The organism is Hydrogenophaga sp. PAMC20947 (assembly GCF_004795855.1).
In the GTDB taxonomy this organism is placed as follows: Bacteria; Pseudomonadota; Gammaproteobacteria; order Burkholderiales; family Burkholderiaceae_C; genus Hydrogenophaga.
In genome coordinates this window covers 2,147,532-2,170,879 of sequence record NZ_CP039252.1, presented here as the reverse complement: position 1 = coordinate 2,170,879, position 23,348 = coordinate 2,147,532, and the positions used below count along the sequence as shown (strand labels likewise).

Genomic DNA, 23,348 nt, shown 5'->3' with positions numbered 1-23,348 from the left:
TGAGGCGCCATTGTGGTGCCAATGGGGGTGCTCAAGTGCCGCCGGTTTCGCCGGTGAAAGCGCACTGAGCCCGCTTGCGCCCCTGCGCCGGGCGGGCTCATAGGGGGAATTCACCCTTTAAGCGGGGAATTGACCTGTTTTTTTTGCATTTTTTTGCCCACCAATTGTGCCGCCTTCCATTAGGCATTTGAGTTCCCGCATGAACCCCATGCGGGGATATCAATGCTATAAAAAAAGGAGCAACCGGAGGTCGTAGCCCAAACGGTCTACCCAAAAAGTCTACTTTTCGGTGCGCTCTTCGCTTGTGACATTCAAACGGGACCTGTAACCTGATGTCAGCAACGTAGTGACTTTTTGCTCAACAAGCCGAGCAATCCGGCCACCACATACACCCTTTTGGAGCACGAAATGTACAGCCACGCCTCAGTCAACCGCCTCTATCGTCTGGTTTGGAATGAGGCGCTGATGATTTGGGTGGCCGTGGCAGAAACCGCCAGGGGACGAGGCAAATCGGGTACAGGCAAACGCCGTACTGCGGCCTTGTTGGCGATGAGTGCCAGCATGTTTGTGATGCCGCCGGCGATGGCGGGGCCCAACATTCAGCCCGACGGCCGGACGCAGACCTCGGTGTCCTCCAGTGGCGGTGCCACCAATGTGAGCACCTCCACAACCAGTGGATCGAACGCCTTCAATTCCTTTTCTGCCTTTGGTGTCGGCAGTGGTGATGTGGTGAACCTGCATGTGCCTTCCCAAAGCGCCAACCTGATCAATTTCGTGACCGGATCGGCGGTCACGGTTGACGGGGTACTGAACTCGATCAAGAACAACCAGGTGGGCGGCAACGTCTTCTTCGCCACCCCACAGGGTTTTGTGGTGGGCACCCACGGGGTGGTCAACGTGGGGAGCCTGACGGTCTCTACACCCACGAATGCGTTCGTCACGGATTTCTTTTCGTCGCCAGGCACCCCTGTCGAAGCATCTCTGGGTGCCTTGTTGAGCGGAACCGCTCCAGGCAACCCGTCGGGGAATATTTCCATCAAGGGTGTGATCAACGCCAGCGGCAGCGTGCGCCTCAATGGCGGCAGCGTCAGCGTGAGCGGGGCCATCAAGCGCGGCGCGCGCTTTGTGTACGCCACCTCGGACTTCACCGACGTGGTGAATGCGAATGGGCTTGAACAAGGCACCAAGGTCGTTGAAATCGATGGCCGCATGATGATCGTGGCCGATACGGGTACCCCCGATTCGACCCAACCCGATGGCGGTGCGGATGGCACGGCATCCGCCTCATCGGGCGGTTCAACCGGGACGGCAGATGCATCCGGCAGCAGCGAGGGGACTTCAACGTCGCCCGCGCCTTCCGAAGCCACAGATCCGTCCACAGTTGCAGGTGGCGCCACGCCATCTGTCGTGCCAGTGGCCACACAACGGGTTGATGCAGACAACCGAATCGACATTTCGGCAGACACCGATGTGGACGTGTCCGGCACGCTGTCGGCCATGGGCAATGCGGGGGTGACCGGTGGTACGGTGAACATCCAGGCGGGCAATGACATCGCGTTGCAGGACGGCGCGCGCATCTTGACCGGCGGGCAAGGCGCCAATTCGTCCGGGGGCGTGGTCAACATTTTTGCGGCCAACAGCGCGATAGCCCATACGGGCGCGTTGGTCGACTCTTCAGCGGGGACCAGTGGCAGCGGCGGCGCGATCGAGTTCAGCGCGAAAAATAACGTGGAGCTGGCGGGTGGTGAATTCCGGGCATCTGCGACGGACGGCGCGCGCGGCAGCGTGCTGATTGATCCGACCACGGTGACGGTGAGTGCCAACTACTCATCCGACGGCGCTGATCACACCATCATTGCGGACGACAGCATCACCGTCAACGACAACATCGTCCTTTCGACCCGCCGGGTCGCAGGTGGCCAGACTTCGGATCAAGTGAGCAGCGCTTCGATCGGTAATTCTGGCGACTTGAAGCTTCAGGCTGGTGCCATCAATCTGGGCACGGGCAGCGCGCTGGTTGCGTTTTCTGATGACGTCGCTTATTCCGCAGGCAACATCACGTTGGAAGCTGCCCGCACCTCAAGCACTTTGGGCGGCACCGCCGAGATCAAAGCCAATGGTTCGATCATCAGAGGCAACAACGTCAGTCTCACTGCGCAATCCAGCTACGACGATACCGGCGCGACAGTGCCCTTGCCGCTCGCTGTTCCGAGTGTCACGTCCAAGGTGGACTTGAACGACACCACAGTGACATCCACTGGTACCTTGACGGTCAGTGCCAAGTCTTCCATCGACACGGCCACCGCGGGCAATTCCCCGCTGGGCACCAGCGTGGCGAGCTCCACTGCCACGGTCGACGTGCGTGGCAACTCGAGCGTGTCCTCCGTTGGTGATGCCAAGTTGAGCGCTGAATCCAAAGTGGCGTCCAAAACCAAACCCGCCGGGTCGACCACCGATGTGTTGCCTGCTGATGCCGGTGTGGCGGTCAGCGTCATTTCAAGCACAGCCACCGTGAAAGTCGGTGGCACCTCGCACATACACAGCGATGGCGAGCTGGCGCTGGAAGCCAAAAACGAAGTGGACGCCGAGACAGTGGCCGATGTGTCCGCAGGGGATCCGGCTGCGGTGGGCGGCACGGTCGCTGTGACCGAGGCCACCACTGTCACAAAAGCATCGATTGAAGACGCTGCGAGCACGCAGTCGGCCTCGCTCAAGTTGTCGGCCGAGTCCAAGAACACCATCGTCAACACAGCCAAGGCCGCCGCACAGGGCGCGAAGAAGCAAACCGCCGCAGAAAAGGCCGCCAACGCCAGCGAAACCGAAGCCAAGCTCGACAAGTACAAAGATGAAGCGGCCACCAGCGAAGGCAGCGTGGATGTGGCCGCCGCTGTGGCGGTGGTCAGCCTGAACAGCCAGACCCAGGCGTCGATCAATTCCAGCGCACTCCAGAACACCACGGGGCTCGCAACCGTGCACAGCCAGGCCAGCAACTCATCGACGGTGGAAGCCGACGGCAGCACGGTCGGCGATGGCGCCAGCGTGGGCGTTGGCGCCGCTGTGGGGGTCAACATCGGCGTGTTGAGCAACAACGCGTTGATAGCCGACACGGCACAGGTCACCGCCAATGGCCTGACGGTCAAGGCAGACATGCCCGTTGGGAAAGAGAACCATTTTTCAACCACGGCCAAGAGTGGCGCGGGTGCCAGCAACGTCGGTGTGGCCGGCGCGCTGGGTGTCAACACGGTGGTGAGCTCCACGGTCGCTGCCTTGCAAGGTGATGCAGCGGGCACGGGTGCCCAGGTGAATGCGGGCACGGGCGATGTCTTGATTGAGGCCGCAGGCGGCACGGCGAGCACGGTGACCGTGGGCGCGGACGTCAAAGGCACGGGCGACGCAGCCAAAGTGGGTGTGGGTGCGTCGGTGGGCGTGAACGTGGCGGTGAATGCCACCGTGGCCGAAGTGGCTGACAAGGCCATATTGGCGGGCGGGGCCAACTTGGGCCTGAATGCCAAGAGCACTCACACCATGAGCACGACCGTGACCGGTGGCGCTGCCGGCGCCAAGATCGCCGTCACGCCCGTGGTGGCGGTTTCCGTTGGGGACAACACCACGGTGGCGCGCTTGGGCGAATCGACCACAGCGTTGAACCTCAGTGGCGCCTACAGCAGCACCGCAGATCAATCCAGCAGCCAAACCACTGTGGCCACAGGCCAGACCCAAGGCAACAAAGTCTCGGTGGGCGCGTCGCTTGCACTGGGCATCGCAGACGATACGGTGCTGGCCTCGGTGGAGCGCGACATCACGGCGACCACGGGCGTGGGCGTGAACGCCAAGTCGGTGTCCAAGAGCGATACCTCGGCCACGGCCAGCGTCAAAGGTGGCAAGAAGGCCGATGCCGACGGCAAGGCGGTCAAAGAAGACGGAACGCCGGGCAAGAGTGTGGACGAGCAGGTGGGCGCTCAAGGCGACTCGGCCAAGACCACGGGCAAGAAAACCGCCGGCAAAGCGGGCCCTGCGACCACGACAGCCGGGGGCGCTTCGGCCAACGACAAGCTTGACACCCCAACCGATGCACCCAAGGGCGAGACCAGCGAAGGCGGCGTGAGCGTGGCGGCAGCTGTGGGTGTGAACTCGGCGAGCTCGACCACGACAGCCTCCATTGGCACAGGCCGCGCTATCAACAGCACCGGTGGTGCCTTGAGCGTGACCAGTACCGCCGAGACCGATGCCTCGGCCAAAGCCGATGGCAGCCAGACCGACGCGGGCGGCACCAATGTGGGCGTGGGCGCAGCTGTGGCTGTGAATGCGGTCACGGCGAGCAATGTGGCCACCCTGAGCGACAACGCCACCGTGGACACTGCAGGCCTGACCGTGAAAGCGGGCATGGACGGCACCGCGAAGAACGATTTTGTGGCCGACGCCAAGAGCGGCGCAGGCGCGGGCAACGTCGGCGTAGCCGGCTCCTTGGCCATCAACACCGTGGTTAACACCACCGTGGCCAACTTGCAAGGCGACACCGACCTCGGCGGCACCGGTGCGAGCGTGAATGCCAACGGGGGCAACATCCTGATCGAGGCGGAGAATGCCTCGACGAGCACGGTGACCTCGGGTGCCGATGTCAAAGGCACGGGGGGTACCGCCAAAGTGGGCGTGGGTGCGTCGGTCGGTGTGAACGTGGTGGCGAACAAAACGGTGGCCGAAGTGGCCGACAAAGCCTTGTTGACCGGCGGAGCCGATCTGGGCCTGAACGCCACGGCCGATCACACCATGAGCACCAACGTGACGGGAGGCGCTTCGGGCGCCAAGATTGCCGTGACACCGGTGGTGGCGGTCTCGATTGGAGACAACACCACGATTGCGCGTTTGGGCGCATCGATCACGGGCGTGGACATCAGTGGTGCGTACAGCAGTGCGGCCGATCAGAGCAGCAGCCAGACCACCGTGGCCACCGGTCAGACCCAGGGCAGCGACGTGTCCGTGGGCGCCTCGCTGGCGTTGGGCATCGCAGACGACACGGTGCTGGCCTCGGTGGAGCGCGACATCACGGCGACCACGGGCGTGGGCGTGAACGCCAAGTCGGTGTCCAAGAGCGATACCTCGGCCACGGCCAGCGTCAAAGGTGGCAAGAAGGCCGATGCCGATGGCAAGGCGGTCAAAGAAGACGGAACGCCAGGCAAGAGCGTGGACGAACAAGTGACCGCCCAAGGCGACTCGGCCAAAGACACGGGCAAGAAGACAGCCGACAAAGCGCCAACTGCGCCTTCGACCACGGGTGGAACGGCCAGTTCAAAGCTTGACAAGACCACCAACCCGACCAATGCCCCCAAGGGCGAGACCAGCGAAGGCGGTGTGAGCGTAGCGGCAGCGGTGGGCATCAACTCGGCCAGCTCGGACACCACGGCGTCGATCGGCAAAGGCTTGAACATCAGCAGCACGGGTGGCGCCTTGAGCGTGACCAGCACGGCCGAGACCGATGCCAAAGCCAAAGCCGACGGCAGCCAGACCGATGCCGGTGGAACCGACGTGGGTATTGGTGCGGCCGTGGCCGTGAACGCGGCAACCGCGACCAACACGGCCATCGTGAGCGACAACGCTCAGGTGAGCACCAAAGGCTTGACGATCAAGGCCGGCATGGACGGCGCGGCCAAGAACGATTTCGCAGCCGAGGCCACCAGCGGCGCAGGCGCGGGGGACGTGGGCGTGGCCGGTTCGTTGGGTCTGAACATCGTCAAGAACACCACATCGGCAACGCTTGAAGGCGATACCGACAGCAGCACGGTAGGGGCCTCGGTGAACGCGGGCGCGGGCGATGTGCTGATTGAAGCGAACAATGCGTCAACAAGCCTGGCCAAGGCAACCGCCGATGTCAAAGGCACGGGCGCTGCGGCCAAAGTGGGCGTGGGTGCCTCTGTGGCGGTGAACGTGGTGGCCAACAAGACCATCGCGGAAGTGGCCGACAAGGCGGTGCTGACGGGTGGGGCGAACCTGGGATTGAACGCCAAGGCGGATCACGCCATCACCACCGAAGTCAAGGGTGGCGCGGCTGGCGCGAAGGTGTCGATCACGCCCGTGGTGGCGGTGGCGATTGCGGCCAACACGACCACGGCCCGCATGGGCGAATCTGCCACCGACTTGACCCTGAGCGGCAAGTACAGCAGCACTGCCGATCAAAAGAGCACGATGCTTACCAAGGCCGAAGCGCGCGCTCAAGGCGACGTGGCCGTGGGCGCATCGTTGGCCGCAGCGATTTCAGAAGACAAAGTCACGGCCGAACTCCAGCGTGACATCGCTTCCTCGACTGGCGTGGAGTTGATCGCAAAAACCGACACCTCGATCACGTCGAATTCGATCGCCGGTGCCAAAGGCGCCAAAGAGTCCAAGAAAAACGCGACAACCGGTGAAGACGAGCCCGAAGCCGGCACAACGGTCGACGAGCAGAAGAAAACCCAGCTCGACTCGGCCAAGAGCAAGAATACCGGCGTGTCGGGCGTGAACACCGACACCCAGGAAGCCAAAACGCCTGACACCAGCAACGAAACCCCTGGCACCGACAAACCGGCCAGTGCGCCCGACAAAGAACAAAAGGGCAAAAAGGTCAGCGTGGCTGCCGCCATCGGTGTGGGTGTGGCCCGCAACGAGGCACATGCCACGATTGGCAACAACCTGAACATCAACGCGGGTGCGGGTGAGCTCAAGCTGGACGCCCAGTCGGACACCAACTACACCACGTCAGCCAGTGGAGAAGCCGTCTCGGACGATATCGGCATCGGCGTGGGTGTGGCGATCACCACCACCACCAATGTGACCGAAGCCACGCTGGGCGCAGGCACCAACGTGAGCCAGGCAGGCGATGTGAACATCAGTGCCGCTTCTCGCCAGAACCGGGGCGCAGGCTTCGAGAAAACCATGAGCGCCGAGGCGATCTCGGGCGCCAGCGGTGGCAAAGTGGCCGTGGCCGGCGCGCTGGCGCTGGTGGTCAACGACAACACGACCCGCGCCTCGATCGAAGAAGGCGCCACGCTTGGTGCAGCAGGCACCGAAGTGGGCCATGTGTCGGTGACGGCCGAAGACACGAGCAAAATCTCTGCTCAAGCCCGCGCAGGCGCCCTGTCCACGGGCAGCGGCAGCAAGGCTGGCGTGGGTGCGTCGTTCGCGGTCCTGGTGTCGAACAACACCAATGAAGCGATCGTGGGTCGTGATGCCGACAAGAACAGCATCTTCACGCCGACCGAAATTCACGCGGCCTCCCTGAAGGCGAATGCCACCAAGAATCGCGTGTCGTTTGGCGCGCCGGTCTTGCCTGGCAGCAAGAATTTCACGCCCGATGGCATCAAGAATTTCGACTTTGACACCTTCGATCCCGCCAACTACCTGGGGTCCAATAACTACTACACAGAGGCTATTGCCGGCGCAGCGTCGCAAGGCAATACCGCGGTAGCAGGTGCCTTCGCGGTCAATGTGTTCAACAACAAGAACAACGCGGCGATCGGCGACAACGTGGACTTGACCACTGTGTCGAGTCGTCCAGCGTCGGTGCCCGGCACCGGTGTGGAAGTGTCGAGCAAGTCCGACACCCAGGCGTTGTCCATCTCTGGTGCGGCCGCAGGAGCGAAGCAAACCGGGGTGGGCATCTCCAATTCGAACATCGTGAGCCTGGACAAAACAACGGCATCGATCGGTTCGGGTTCGGATGTGAAGGCCGATGGTTTGGATGCGGGCGTCACCGTCAGCGCTGAATCGTTGCAAGACATCGCCAATGTGTCGGTGAGCGCGGGTGCGTCCACCAGCGGCACTGGCGTGGCAGGCGTATTGGGCGTGATCGTGGCGCTGGCCGACACCAAAGCCAGCATTGCAGACGGCGCCATGGTCAAGGCGAATGGCGACGTGTCGGTCAAAGCGCTCAACGATTACACCGGCGTGCTGGTGTCGGGTGGTGTGGGTGCGGGTGGGAAAACGGGCGTTGGTGCGGCCATCGCAGCCAACGTGGTGGCCAACACCACCGAAGCCATCATTGGGGTTGGCTCAGAGGTGTCGGCCAAGAAACAACTGACGGTGGACGCGCAGGCCAAGCAAGACTCCACCTCGGCCGTGGTCGCAGGTGCAGGCGGCGGAACGACTGGCATCGCCGGCGCGTTGTCGGTCAACGTGATCGTGGGCGACACGAAAGCCATGGTGGAGCAGGGCGCGCAGATCAACACCGATGCTTTGTACTCGAGCGCGGATCAAGGTGTTGCGATCACCGCAGGCGATAGCACAGACATCCTGGCCATCACAGGCGGTGGCGCCGGTGGCGGGACCACGGGCGTGGGCGCTGCGCTGGACACGACAGTCATTGCCAAAACCGTGAAGGCCGGCATTGCCAACGGCACCGGCACGGTGGTCAATGCCAAAAAAGATGTGTTGATCGACGCGTCTTCTTCCGAAGACCTGACCTCGATCACGGTGGGATTTGCCGGCGGTGGCACGACGGGCGTGGGTGGTGCGGTTTCCGTGGGTGTGGTGAAGAACGACATTCAAGCCATGATCGGCAGCACGGCCACGGTGGATGCCGACGGCAACGTGGGCGTGAACGCACAAGACGACATCGACGTGCTGATGGCCGCTGGTGGATTGGGTGGCGGTGGAACGACCGGTGTTGGTGGATCGATTGCGGTGGCCACATTGTTGGGCACCACCAAAGCCACGATTGGCAACGACGCAGTGGTCAACGCCCGCGGTCTGGGCGATGCGCGCAGCGTCTACAGCGGCGAAACCGCCCTTGCCAATACGTCCATTGAACCCGCCAACCTGGGCGCCAAAAAGACCGAACTCGCCAAAGGCTTGTCGGTCACCGCGTACAACCGGGAAGAACTGAATACAACGGTGGTCAGCGCAGGCGGCGGTGGCACCACGGGTGTGGCGGCAACGGTGTCGGCCGATGTGATCGCCAGCACGACCGAGGCATCCATTGGCCAGAATGCGCGCATCAACGAAACGAACGCCGTGGCTGGCGCCGATCAAGAAGTGCGAGTCAAGGCGATCGATGAAACCAGCCTGATCAATTCGGCCGGTGGCGCGGGCGGCGGCGGCAGCGCCGGTGTGGGCGCTGCGGCGAATGTGGGCGTGATCGCCAAAACGACCACCGCGAAGATCGGAAAAGGCACTTTGATCAACGCCAAGAAGGCGGTTGAAATCGAAGCGGCTTCGCTGGATTCCAGCTTGTCGACCACGGTTGGCTTGGCCGGTGGTGGCAGCGTCGGCGTTGGTGGTGCAGTGGCGGGTGTGGGCATTGCCAACACCACCGAGGCTTACGTTGAAGACGGTACTTCGGCGGCAGATGCCGCCAAGATCAACGTCACGGGCGGTGATCTGACCGTGAAGGCGGACGAGTTCGCCAACAGCTGGATGATTTCAGGCGGCGCAGGCGGCGGCGGTTCAGCCGGCGTGGGGGCTTCCCTGAGCGTGGCGGTGAATTCCAGCACCACCAAAGCCCGTATTGGCAACTTCGCCGAGACGAATGCCACGGGCATCACTTCGGTCAAGGCCAACTCCACCGAAAGCGTCAACACGGTTACCGTGGCGGGCGCAGGCGGTGGTTCGGCTGGTATTGCGGGCAGCATCGCGGTCAACGTGGTGTTGTCCAATACCGAGGCGGGCATCGGTAGCAACGCCAAGGTCAATCAGACGCTGGTGGCGGCGGGACAGCGTGTGGATGTTGAGGCAACCGATCGCATTGAAAGTTTGTCGGTGGCCGGTGCGGCCGCTGGCGGCGGTGCAGCGGGTGTCGGCGCCGGGGTGGCGGTCACCGTGGCTCAGAACACGACACAGGCTTACATCGCCAACAACGCACGGGTATCGGCCACCCAGGACATCAGCGTGGACGCCTCGTCCGACAAGCTGATCGACTCGGTGACGGTGGCGGGTTCGGGTGGTGGTTCGGCTGGCGTGGCCGGTGCGATTTCCATCGTGGCGGTGGGCTCGTTGCTGGATGGCGACTCCAATGACGGTTTGGGCAGTACCGCGGCCGACACCGATGACGAAACGGGCCAGAGCAAAGTGGGCAATTTGCTCGGTAGCTCCGCTCAATCTCAACAGACAAAGGCCGACCTGGACAGCCAGGCGGGCAAGATGGCCATCGGCAATTCGTTGTCGGCCACGGCTCCCGTGCCGCTGCAGAACACCACCGCCTCCATTGGCGCTGGCGCTCAGGTGCAGGCCGGGCGCGATGTGACCGTTGCGGCCAGCGACAAGACCGAGGTCTTGATGGTTGCCGGGGGCGCAGCAGGTGGCGGCGCAGCGGGCATTGCCGGCACGCTCGGCGTGGTGTTGCTGCGCGACTCTGCTGCTGCAACGGTTGGCAACGGCGCCACGGTGGATGCGGGGCGCAACCTGGATGTGAATGCTGAAACCAAGGAGTCCTTGCTCAACATCGGGGTGTCGGCAGCAGGCGGCGGTGCGGTTGGCGTGAGCGGCTCTGTGGCCATCAATGTGATTTCTTCGGAAACCGTGGCCGCGATTGGGGCATCTCAGATCAACCAACAGGCTTCCACCACCAACACCCAATCGGTGTCGGTGCAGGCCAAGAGCGACAGCGAGCTGATCACGGTCGCCGGTTCCGGCGGCGGCGGCGGTGCGGCAGCGGTGGGCGGTGTGCTCAACGTGAACACGCTCTCCAAGACAACCGATGCACACATTGCCGAAGGCGCAAACGTTGACGCAGACAAAGATGTGCGCGTTGCGGCCGATTCTGAGCAAAAAATCATTGGCGCCGGAATATCGGTACAAGGCTCCGGCACGGTCAGCGTGGGCGGTGCTGCAGCGGTCAATGTGATTGACAACAACACCCAGGCCTACATCGGCTCGGCGAAAGACGACAGCACCAAGACGGCTGCCCGTGTGGACTCGGATGGCAACGTGGCCATTTCGGCCGCCGACGACACCCTGTTGATGGGTGTGTCTGCCAGCGCCACGGGTTCTGGCGCGGCAGCTGTGGGCGGTGCGGTCGGGGTGAACGTGATCAGCAGCGAAACGCTGGCCTACCTGGGCAACGCGTCGGTCGTGAATGCAAGGGGCAATGCGGCGACTGGCGCCACCGTTTATGACGGCAGCATCAACCAGTCGGTTGCGCGAGCCTTGCCAATGGCCCCTGCAGGCAAGGGCGGCGTCGACATCGATGGCGACGGTGTGTCGGATGGCAATGTCAACAATGGCGCATCCTTTGAATTGGGTGCCAAAGGCAGCGGTGGTGATGACGCCAGCGACACCAGCAATCCTGAGACCACCAAAGACTCGGATGGCAACGCCATCTCGGGGATCACTGGAGGCCTGGGAACGCGTGGTACCGAAACAGTGAAGGGCTTCTCGGTCACCGCAGTGGGCAGTGAAAAGGTGGTTACCGCGTCTCTCGGCGTGGCGGCAGGCGGGGCGGCTGGTGTGACGGGTACGGTCACGGCCAACATCATTTCCTCGAAGACCGAAGCGAGCATTGGCGATGGCGCACAAGTCAACAAGACCGACGCCGCAGGCGCGGTGGTCTCCGCGGCGTCCAATGCCGTGGGCAGTGATCCATCGGTGCGGGTTCTTGCCACGGACGACAGCCTGGTGGTGATGGCCTCGGGCACGATGTCGGGTGGCATTGCGGGCGTGAGCGGATCGCTCAATACTGCGGTGGTGGGCAAGCAAACCAGCGCCATCATTGGCGATGCCGATGTCAAGGCGAAGAATGTCGATGTGCGCGCCGAAGCCAGCGAAGACCTGTTCCTGGCCACGGCCAACGTGTCGGTGGGCGCGGCGGGCATTGGTGCAGCGGTGAGTGTGGCTTCGGTGAGCAACACCACCACAGCCGGCATCGATGCCGGCGCCAACGTGGATGCCACAGGTGATCTGCGTGTGAAAGCGGACCAGGACACTGCGATGGATATGTACACGCTGGCCGGATCGGGCGGTGTGGTGGCGGTGTCTGGCGCGGTGTCGGTGGGCGTGGTGGACAACACCACCAAGGCCTATGTCGGCGGCGCAACCTCACCGGCCCAGGCGGCAACCCTCAACGCGGGGGGCGCCACCGAGGTGGCGGCCACTTCCAAAGAGACCATGAGCAGCGTGACCGCCAGTGCGGCGGCCGGCGGCGTGGGCGTGGCCGGTTCGGTCGGCGTCAAGGTGGTGACATCCAAGACGACGGCCTCGATCGGTGACAACGCCAGGGTCAATCAGACGCGCAATGGCGGGGCTGCACAAGACGTCATCGTGAGCGCGAGCGATACAGTGAGTCTCAAAGGTGGCGGCGCCGCAGGTGCCGTCGGAGGATTTGGCGTTGGCGCCATGTCCGATACCAACATTGTGCGCAACACGACCACAGCTTCGATCGGCAACAACGCGTTGATTGATGCCGATCACGATGTGCGGGTGTCAGGTGGTTCAAGCAAGAATGTTGAGTCCACCGCGATCGCTATCGCTGCGGGTGCCTTGTTTGGCGGCGCTGGATCGGCTTCGGTTGCGGTGATTGGTGCCAGCCTGGACGCTGATTCGAAAGAAAGTCTGGGCGATGGTGCAACCGGTGACCGCGCCGATGCGCAGGCCAAGCAGACCAATGCCAGCTCTCAGCTCGACGATGTGAGTGGTTCGTCGCACCTGACGGGGGCGAAGTCCACGGTCAACGCCAAAGCTGCCGGGCTTGGCGTCAAAGGCGATATCAACGAAACATCGGTTGCTTCACAAGACAAGACGCAGGCCTTTGTTGGCAACAACAGCCGGGTGACTGCGGGTGGCAAAGTGGACGTGACGGCGTCCGACAAAACCCAACTCAACTTGACGGTCACCGGTGCCGCGGGTGGTGCAGTGGGCGTTGGCGCTGCCGTGGGTGTGGGCATCAGCAACAGCACGACAGAGGCATTTGTCGGGTCATCGACCGCGGTGGATGCGGTGGGTGATGTGAGCGTGAAAGCCACCGCCGCCAACCTGAATGCCAATGGCTCCAAGGTGGGCGCTACGGCGGGTGCCGGCGGCGTGATTGGCGTGAGCGCAGCGGTGTCTGTGCTCAAAGACACCAGCACGACGCGGGCTTACCTCGGCAGCAACGCTTCGGTCGAACGGGCCGATGAATTGCTGGTGAGTGCCGATACGGATCGCAAAGCGACCGCGACCACCATCGGCGTGGCTGCAGGTGGCCTGGCCATTGGTGCATCGGTGGCGAGCGCCACCTTCGGTGGCACCACGGCGGCTTACTTTGGATCCAGTGTGGATGTGGGCCAGACCGCTGGCAAGTCGGTCAACGATGTGACCATCATGGCAACCGATGGTTCGGTGGCCGAGGCCAGTGCCATCGCCGGTGCGGCAGGTATTCTTGCCGGCTCGGGCGCCGATGCGACGGCAAAAGTTACGTCAGGTGTTTCCGCTTACATGAGCAATGGCGCAGAGGTGACCGCACAAGACGATGTGAAGGTGATCGCTGAAGCCACGCCCGAGACACATGCCGAAGCCAAGGGTGTCTCCATCGGCGCAGGCTCTGTGGGCGCATCATTGGCGACCGCCAGCACGACCTCGAATGTTGATGCACGCATTGATGCTGGCGCCAACATTTCGGGCAACACACTCGATGTGGTTGCGCAGCGCCTGGTGGGCGCCAAGCCCACCACTTCGGCTCAGGCGTTTGGCGCTTCGGGTGGTGTGCTGTTCGGTATCAATGCCACCTTGGCCAAGGCTGAAAGCGGCGGTGCAACGCGTGCCCTGGTGGGCGACAACAGCACGCTGACGATCGGTGGCGCAACGAAGGTCCATGCAGACAGCAACACGCTTCAATCCTCTTCGGGTGTTGGCATTTCCATCGGCGGGTTGCTCGCGGTGGGTGCGGACTATTCACAGGCCTCCTCCAGCACGGTGACCGAGGCCGCTCTGGGCAATCTGGCCAAGGTCACGGGGGGGTCGCTTGAGGTGAGCGCCGACAGCGCTGACACCAACTACGCCCACGGTATCGCGGGCAGTGGTGGCTTGGTCTCGGCGCCCTTCTCCGAGGCCAAGACAACGTCTACCAGCACCACGGTGGCGCGCACCGGCAGCGGGAACAACACAGCCGGCGACAGCCGCAAGATTGATGTGGGCTCGCTGGTGGTTCGGTCCACACACAACGGTCAATTTGATGCCTGGATGAAAAGCACCAACGCCTCGCTGATCGGCGTCAGCGGCGCGAAGGCCGTCAACTACAGCAGCGCAACCACAGAGGCAACGGTTGGAGCCAACGGCTATGTTGAATCCGACAGCATCACTGTTCAGGCGAACAACGTCGTCCGGAAAGGCTTCTCTCCGGGCACGATTCCCGGCGTCACCTCGGTGACCGACGCCGCCATCTCGGTGCCAACCTGGAACGTGGACTCCAGCTCTGGCGGCTTGGCCGATGTGCCTGCCGCGAGCAGCACCACCACGATCAGCAACGCTGCGTTGGCGCAGGTGGCTGCAGGCGCTCACCTGGAACAAACGGGCAGCATTGCCGCGCCAGGCGCCTACAAAATCGACGCATGGAACGATGTGACCGCCAAGGATCGGGTGAAGATGGCATCAGGTGGTGCCATCTCGGCGGCCAGCGGCAAGTCGCTGATCTATGCGGACACCAACAACGCCACGGTGCGCGTGGGTGATGGCGCGGCGCTGAGTGCCACCGGCGACCTGGCCATGGGTACGCACTCCCTTGCAGACATCTCAACCCAGACTTCTGTGGACGTGTGGGGTCTTGTGGGCGTTGCACCTGCCGGCGATTCCGTTTCGCGCTTCAAGTCTGTCAACAGCATCGAGGTGGGCGACGCTGCGCTGGAAGCGGAGAACGATATCCGCCTCTACGCTGGCGCGAGTACCGCATACGATCCGGCCGCGGGCATGAACGCCGGGATCAATGTAGCGAAGGTGAATGCGCGTACCGACGTGTTCAACAACACGGCGATCCCGGTCAACCGCGATCCGGTGGCCGATGCCATCATTGAATCCAGCAGCCAAGTCACCATTGACGACGGCGCTGTCTTGAGCGCTGTTCGCCATATTTCGCTCGCCGCCGAGAAGGGATCGGCCACGGCTTCTGGTGTGGGCGTGGGCAAAGACATCTACCGCGAGGCGCTTGCCGCCGTGGCCAGTGCCGTCAGCAATGCGTTTGGCGGCGGCGATGTGTCGTTCGAGACGCGGACCGGCAAATCGGTCAAGACCCAATCCGCCGATGTGGCGGTGAACGGTCAATTGCACGTGGGCACGCACCGCAAGCAGAGTCTCGACATCGGCTTCGACGGTACAGAGCTTTCGAGCACCGATGGCATCAGCATTGCCAATACCGAAGTGCTCAGCCCGGCGCAAGATATCGTGAACCGCATTCAGGCGCTGAAAGATCTGATCAAAGAGTACACGGTTGATGACCCAACCGCAGACGCCTCGATTGCCGTGGCAGCCTACAACTCGGAAATCACCTTCCTGGAGCGCAAGCTGCTGGACATGGGATTCAAGGTTGATCCCGATGCAAACGGTGAGGTTGGATTCACAGGATCCGCAAGCATCAGCCCGCTTCAGGCGGCGCAAGATGCAGTGAACGGAATGAAGACCACGAAGACAGGCTACACCGGAGAGCGCACGGTGTTGACCGATACCAATACCACGCTGGGGAACCAGAACACCACGCTGGGGAACCAGAACACCACGCTGGGGACCCAGAACACCACGCTGACGGCGGAAGTTGATGCTTTGATTGTTCTGCGCGACGATCCCGACAACACGCAGGCTGAAACAAACGCATACCAAAGGGACATCAACGCCAAGAACGGACAGATCAACAGCAACACCACCACGATCGGCAACAACAACACCACGATCGGCAACAACAACACCACGATCGGCAACAACAACACCACGATCGGCGTGTTGACTGGCCAGATCAATGCGTTGACGGGCCAGATTGTCAATATTGAGGGCGACATCAACGCCAATAAATACAGCACCGAACTTGCGGCTGGGCCGTCTGCCAAGTTCCTGACCATCAGTGACGCAGAGGCCAAGCTGGGCAACATCTATTTGCGGGGCGATCGTCTGCACGGCAACGGGGTGCTTGATGCGCCAGGCGATGCAGAAATCAAGATCACCAACAATGGCCCCAGCTTCTTGATCTTGAACAACCTGAGCATTCCGCCGGACGAAGGCGGCCGGATTTACTTCAACAGCATAGATGTCAAGGACAACAACCAGATCAACGGCATCAATGGTGCAGCGGCGGGTGCGGGCTTCGATGTCTTTACAGCCGACAGCACCACCGATTTCAGTGGAAGCACGGTCACGCAAGGCAAGCCACGGATTCTGGTCGAAAGCAAGTACGACCCACTTGATCCGCTCTACATTGCACAGTCTCCACCGGGTGAAGCCCCGTTGGCTCCGGACATCATTGTCAAAGGCAACATCAGCAACCTCCGGGGTCTGGTGAAGATCGACAGTGCGGCTGGAAGCATCCGACTCGAGGAGACGGCGAGCATTCAGGCCGACGACGTGGAAGTGAAAACCCGGAACGGTGACTTTGTACAAAGCTACACGGACACGTTCTCGCATGTGGCCGGCGCCCCGCTCACAACCGTGGAACCGGCCGATCCACCAGCCGGAACCGTGTTGGACTTCCCTACCAACATTGCGAAAATCACCCGCACCCCAGAAACTGCAGGTTCGGGCATCGTCGCCAACGGCAGCGTACTGATCGCTGCACGCTATCTGAACATCAACGGAACCATTCAAAGTGGTATTCCTGAATGGGGCGTGCGCATTCCGGCCACGGCCACGGTCGCTGTGTCGGGGTTGGGCAGTGTGAGTTTTGCCCAAGCCAAGACCCATTACCAAGGGTTGAGTGATGTCCAGAAGGGCGTGCTCGGGGCCGAGTTCTTTGAGGTGGACGGCTCCACCGTGAGTGGCCTCGCAGGCAACGAGCAAGGCAACTGGGAGAAGGTCACGGTGCGCTACAACGCCAAGGAAGACCGCCTGGAGCTGGGTGGTGTTCGCGTGCAGGGCGGCTACATCGAGATCTTTGGCCAAATCATCAACACCAATGCGGCCGGAGGCGGCAACCTGCGCGTGCTGGACGGATATGGGCAGGTGAAGATTGACAACGAGAGCAGCTTGCCCATGTGGGTCAACCTGCTCGACACTGGAAAAGGTGTCAAAGGTCAGATCAATATCACCGATATCCGTGGCCTGAAAGCCGACGGCACGCCGAATATCGTCACGAGCACCTACACACGTGCTGCCAATGCTGCCCGCACCGGTGACTACTACGACCCGACAGCTGGCACCCGTTTCAACATGACGGTGGGCTACGACACGGTGCGCGAGGACTATTACCGCTATTCGCAGAATGGCTGGTTCGGTGGTGCCATTCTTTCGGGCAAGGTGCTTGATCAGTACAAGATCAATTCGATCGAACGCACCAACAGTGCGCTGTCTCAAGCGACGTATCTACAAACGGGGGTCGTCGACAACTCGGCGCTTTACAACCCAGCGAGCAGCGCTGTGTACAACGCAGCAGCAGGTACGATCACTGGCGGCAATCGACAAACCAAGGAGACAAGCAGCGGAGATCCGGTAGCCGGCCGTTCTTGGCGCGATTGCAACTGGTGGACGCTGTGCGCGAATGCCACGCACTACCAAGAGTTCACAGTGACTGCGGGCTCCAAGACGACCATCACGGAGAGCGTCAAATCCGATCACCGCATTGGCATCGAGTACATCGGGTTTGACCAGGGCAAGGTTGACGTGAGCTCGGTGGGCAGTGTGGTGCTCAATGGCAGCATTCAAAATGCCAGCGGTCAGACCGGCATTGTTTCCGGCGGCAGTATCACCCAAAACGGTGACTTGACCATCGTCAGTGGGACCAATGTGAATCTGGCAGCCGGTACGGGGATCGGTTCGGCAAGCCAGGCGGTGCAAACCAATATCGCAGACAGCGGCCAACTCGATGCAACGTCCAACTCTGGCGAGGTTCACCTCAAGGAGATGGTTGGCAACTTGACGGTAGGAACCATTGGCGGTGCGGGTGTGAGCAATGTGGTGATAGAAGTCGACAAGAACATTGTCGGAGCCACGGGCGCTTCCTTCATTCAAGGCAAGCGGGTAGAGCTGCTGTCCAACAATGGTGCTATCGGTGCAACGGGCACGCCGCTGAATGTGCGCACTGGCTACACGGCCAACCAGGCGCAGTGGCCGAACAATGGTTTGATGGCCACGGCGCGCGACAACATCAATATCCGCAATCAGGCAGATGGTTCGAACATGGCCACTTACAACGGCAACCTGCTGTTGATTTCGGCCGAATCCAAGGCGGGTGATGTGCGCGTGGAAACCACGGGTGCTGTGATTGACAACAATCCGTACTCCACGATAGACAGTTTCGGGCAAGCTCAACTGGTCGCCTTGTGGGACGAGCTGCGTTTGCGTGGACCGCTCTCTGTTGAAAAGGCAGATGAGGCGGTTGATGCGTTCACCCGAGGCAAGGACAACAACTACCGTCAGTACTGGCAGCTGCGCAAGGGCCAAGCAGACCAAGGCGCCGTTTACAACGCGGCTTATGCCTACACCGTGTCTGCAGGTGAACGTGCGGCACTCGTGGACTCTGGGCTCTCGGCAACTGATATTGCCAAGTTCGAGGCGGACCGAACCGACCAGTACCACACGTTGCATGCTGAAGTCGGTGGATTCACCGCCACGTTCGATGGCGGGTTCGACTACGCGATTTCTGTATTGCCCACCACCGACGAAGAGGCAAAGATTCGCGCTGGCGCAACCTGGTCAGATGCCCAGCTGGCGTTGTCGGTGGGTTCCGGATTGCTGAAGAACATCACCGATACCGTCACAACGATCAAGGAGCCCAATGCCAAAGGGCGCAACGTCGAGCTGGTTGCGGGCACGGCTATCGGTTCGATGAATGACGCGATCACCATCGACCTTTCAGCTGGGTTGGATGCGTTGACCACGACCCAAAAAGCTGCCTTGGCAGCAGCCGAACGCGGTGACGCTTCGGTATCGGGGAATATCATCACGATCCTTCAGCCTCGGGCTGTGAACGTGGCGGTCGGTGCTGGCGCTCTGGATGCAACCGCAGCTGCTGGAAATGCCTTCATTGGTTCCGAGCAAGACCTGCGCATCAACCAGATATCGGCCACAGGCGACATCCGCATCAAGGCCGCTGGCTCGCTGATCAACGCCACGGTCGCAGGGGCGGGCATTGTGAACGTGACCGGCGGCAACATGATCCTCGAATCGGCGAATGGAGGCATTGGTGCCATTCCCGATCCGACGACGGGCGCGCTCAGCTCCGCACTGCGGATTGATCCACGAAGCGGCTCTTCGCTGATTGCGCGGGCTGCTGGAGACATCTGGGTAGAGACACCGGGTGACCTCACGGTAGACACGATCTTCTCGCGCAGCAACGTGAAACTGGATTCGGTGGGCTCCATCCTTGGCATGCCTGACGTTGATCCCAATCAGCCTGCGGTGAACATCCGCAGCAACAACGTGAGCTTGACCTCACGCACGGGCAGCATTGGCGAAGACGACAATGCTCTGGATGTGGGGGTGAACAAAGACGGGGCGATTGATGCCACCACCGAAACGGCCGGCAAAGGTATTTACCTGAACGGCCCAACGGGTGAGTACTTCAATGTGGCGTCTTCGACCTCGGGTGGATCCACGCGCCTGTCCGCATCGGAAAGCGTGAAGATCAAAGGCACCGTGACCGGACCGGGCAACATCAGCTTGGTCTCCGGAGGCGACGTCACGCTGACTACCGATGCCGATGTGCATTCAACCGCCATTGGTGTGGCCGTTCGAGCCAATTCTCTGGCCATGGATGACGACGGCACCAAAGCTGCGCGCTTGCGCAGCGATGTGGGCACGATCGACATCGAAACGGCCAACGACGCCTCGATCACAGGCATTGAAACGGGCAACGGTACGGCCGACGCGGTGCGCGTGGTGAGCACGGCGGGCCGCGTGCTGGACGCCGGCGATACACGCCTGGACGTGATCGCCGATGCCCTGCCAGACGCCAGGTTCACTGTTGACGGCAAGCTCGGGGTAGGCTCCGACGGCAATCCGCTGGATGTGCGTGTGCGCAACTTGCTGGCGGCTTCTGCCGATGGCAGCGTGGCGCTGGACGTGGACGGCGGCGTGAATGTGGAAACGGTGACAGCGGGTGATGCGGTTCAGCTCACCGCCAGTGGTGACATCACGGGCGACGTGGTGACCAGCACCGGCGCAGGCACGGGTACCGACCAAAGTGTGACCGTGACTTCCACGGGTGGCTCGGTGGAGCTGGCTGCGGTCTCTGGTCAGAAGGATGTCTCGGTGGACGGCCTGACCGGCGTTGATGTGACAACCGTGACCAGTGCAAACGGCAGCGTGTTGCTGAACTCGGGCGCTGGAAATGTGGTTGCCGGTACCACCACAGCGGGCCAGAACGTGACGATGACAGCGGGTGCGGGCACCATCACTGCGAGGAGCACCACGGCGCGTGGTGGCGATGTCACCCTGAGTGCCTACGGCGATATCGACGCTGGCCAGGTGTCTGCGGGTGGGAACGTGTTGCTCGACAGCGTGGTGGGCGACTTGAGCGTGGACACCCTCTTCACGCGACGCGGGTTGACCATGAACACCCGTGGCGATATCCAGACCGGAACCATCGATGCAGGTGGTGATGTGGATCTCACCAGCACCCGGGGAAGCGTGCAGGCCGACAACACGAGGTCAAGGAGCGGTTCGGTCGCGGTGAACGGACAGCGGGGTGTTGTTGTTCAAGGTGTCAGAGCCGCCGATGACATCACGCTGGCCAGCGCAGGCGGGGCGATTGATGCAGGCAACCTGTCGGCTTCGGGTGGATCGATCGATCTCACGGCGTCCGGCAACATCCAGGTCGATACAGGGACTGCCGAAGCCGGCAGCATCGCGGCACAGTCCAGCCGTGGCAATGTCGATGCGGGGGTGTTGCGAGCCGATGCGGTGTCGCTCAGCGCACCGGGTGCGGTGACAGCGCGCTCCATCAACGTGGGCTCCCGCGTGAGCCTGGCGGGCAACACGGTGAAAGCCAGTGTCAACAGCACCGGGCTGGGCGATGTGGGCGGCTCGGTGACCGGGTTTGGCGGTGGCATGGCCTCGGATGTGCAACTGGCCTTGAACACGCCTTATGCCTTCCGCCTGTCGACTGTGGCCGCGTCTACCGGCAACATCGACATCGCTGCGGGTGATTTGTTTGTGGACCGCCTGTGGGTGGGCAACCGCATGACCATCAACAATCCGTTCACCAGCACCCTGATCGATCAGAACGACAGGAGCATCCAGCCGGTTGACGTGCAGCTGTACTCAGCGGGCGATCCGTTTGCCTTCGGTCTCACGCGCTACCGCGTGTTCACGGATACTTTTGTGGTGGCCCGCAAGCCGACCCATGAAATCATTTCGCCGCTGGGCAACAACCTGAGTGCGGCCGAACTGGGCGATCGGGAGCTTTCCATGCTCTGGTCGATGGACTCCCTGACAGACGGCCTCTGGGGTGATGCCGTTTGGGGATTGCGCGGCTTTGGTTCACAGCAGGACACCTTGGTGTCTTTCGAAGGCACGCCTGTTGCCACCGAAGAGGCCTGTGAAGCTTCTTCGGGACAAGGGTCAAGTCTTTCCAGCAACGCACAGTGCGAAGAGAAGCAACAATGACATTCAACATGACAACGGTGGCCATTGCGGCTCTCTTTTCAGGTGCCGTTTATGCACAGGTGGTGCTGCCTCCCAGCGCTGACCCGGGGGCCATTCAGCAGCGCCGGCTGGACGAAGAGCAGCGGCGCCTGGAGCAGGAGCGCCTGGAGCGGGTGCCATCTGATGGACAGGTTCGCCAGGTGACCCCCGCCCCAGCGCCCGCGGCGCCTGAGGGCGGGCCGAAGTTCATGGTTCGGGATATCAGCTTTTCTCCGGCCTCCGAGGTGTTTTCAGCCGAAGAGCTGGGAGCGCTGGTGCAGAACTACAAAGGCAAAGAGGCGACGTTCGGCGAACTGCAAGAAATGGCCGAGCGTATCAATGCCGCGTACCGTGAAAGAGGCGTGGTGACCGCGCGCGCCATCATTCCGCCCCAGGACATTTCCAGCGGGACCATCACGCTGCAACTGGTCGAGGGAAAGCTCGGGGCCATCAATCTGAAGGGCAACGAATCGACCCGTGACAGTTACATCTTGAGCAGGGTTCAGGCGGAGAACGGGACGCTGGTGGATCTGCCGTCGCTGCAATCCAGTTTGCTCCGGTTCAACCGGACGAACTCGGCCCAATTGCGTGCCGGTCTTGAGCCCGGACAATCGTTTGGAACCACCGATCTGGTCATTGACGTGCAAGAGCCCAAGCAACACGCTTTTCGCATCGGTCTCGATAATCTGGGCAGCGATGTCACGGGCAAAACGCGCCTGGGCCTGGCCTATGCCAACCAGAGCTTGCTGGGGTGGCGCGATACTTTGAACCTGGCGGTTATGTCGGCCGAGGGACTGAAGAGTTATTCACTCACCTACGCCGTGCCCGTGACCACCTCGGGAGGGCGGCTCAGTCTGGCCCACAGCCAGGACGACACCAAGCTCAAGAACGGACCGTTCGCCTCGCTGGACATCACCGGTGCGTCGTCTTCCACTTCGCTGACCATGCGCCAGCCGGTGTATTTTGGGGAACGCTCGCAGTTCGATGTAATGGGGAGTGTGCGGCGCAGGAGTATCGAGAACCAGATCAGTGGCCTGTTTCTGTCGGGTACAGACGTTGATGACGTGCAACTTGGCGTTGAATACCAGTCTGGAGATGACGCCGGCTACTGGTTGGCCAACTACATGATCTCCAGTGGTCGTGCGACCACGGCAGCGGTGGACAGCCGCTTCACGGTGGGGCGGGCTGCTTTGCGCCGCACGCATTTCCTGGGTACTGAAGGATGGGCTTTGCGCGGCGCACTGTCTTTGCAGCACACCAGCAGCGAATCGCTGCCGGCCAGTGAGCAAATGTTCCTGGGCGGTGAAGGCAGTGTCCGAGGTTATTCGGTTGGCGCTGTGTCAGGCGACCAAGGGTCCACGCTCTCCCTCGAGCTGTTGCATCCGATCACGGGTCGCGGCGCAGGCGCCGGGGGCAGTGCTTTTGCTGCCGACGGGTTCTTTTTCCTTGACGCGGGTTATGTGAAGATCACGCAACCACCAGAGTCGATTCTCCCAAGATCTCAGACGCTGACTTCGGTGGGGTGGGGGGTCAACATGAGCCTCGGCAAACATGTGTCGGCGAACCTGACATTGGGCTATGCCCTGAAAGAGCTGGCCGAGGAGTCTCAGCGCTACAAGGTTGGCCTGCAGCTGACGACGGAGTTTTAACGGCGG

General features: G+C 61.9%; 2 protein-coding genes. Both read left to right on the top strand.

Features of this window, described 5'->3' with window-relative positions; translation table 11 throughout:
* Window positions 1–408 precede the first annotated feature (408 nt).
* Complete coding sequence (locus E5678_RS09620; protein WP_136178320.1) at window positions 409–21,675, top strand: leukotoxin LktA family filamentous adhesin; 21,267 nt, start codon at window positions 409–411, stop codon at window positions 21,673–21,675.
* Window positions 21,672–23,342, top strand: coding sequence for a ShlB/FhaC/HecB family hemolysin secretion/activation protein (locus tag E5678_RS09615; RefSeq protein WP_136178319.1), 1,671 nt, complete (start codon window positions 21,672–21,674; stop codon window positions 23,340–23,342). The genes E5678_RS09620 and E5678_RS09615 overlap by 4 nt, the downstream gene beginning before the upstream one ends.
* The last annotated feature ends 6 nt before the right edge of the window (window positions 23,343–23,348 follow it).

Bases quoted from the DNA above. Each gene is read 5' to 3' on its own strand.
- E5678_RS09620 (WP_136178320.1), top strand. From the start codon at position 409: ATGTACAGCCACGCCTCAGTCAACCGCCTCTATCGTCTGGTTTGGAAT.
- E5678_RS09615 (WP_136178319.1), top strand. From the start codon at position 21,672: ATGACATTCAACATGACAACGGTGGCCATTGCGGCTCTCTTTTCAGGT.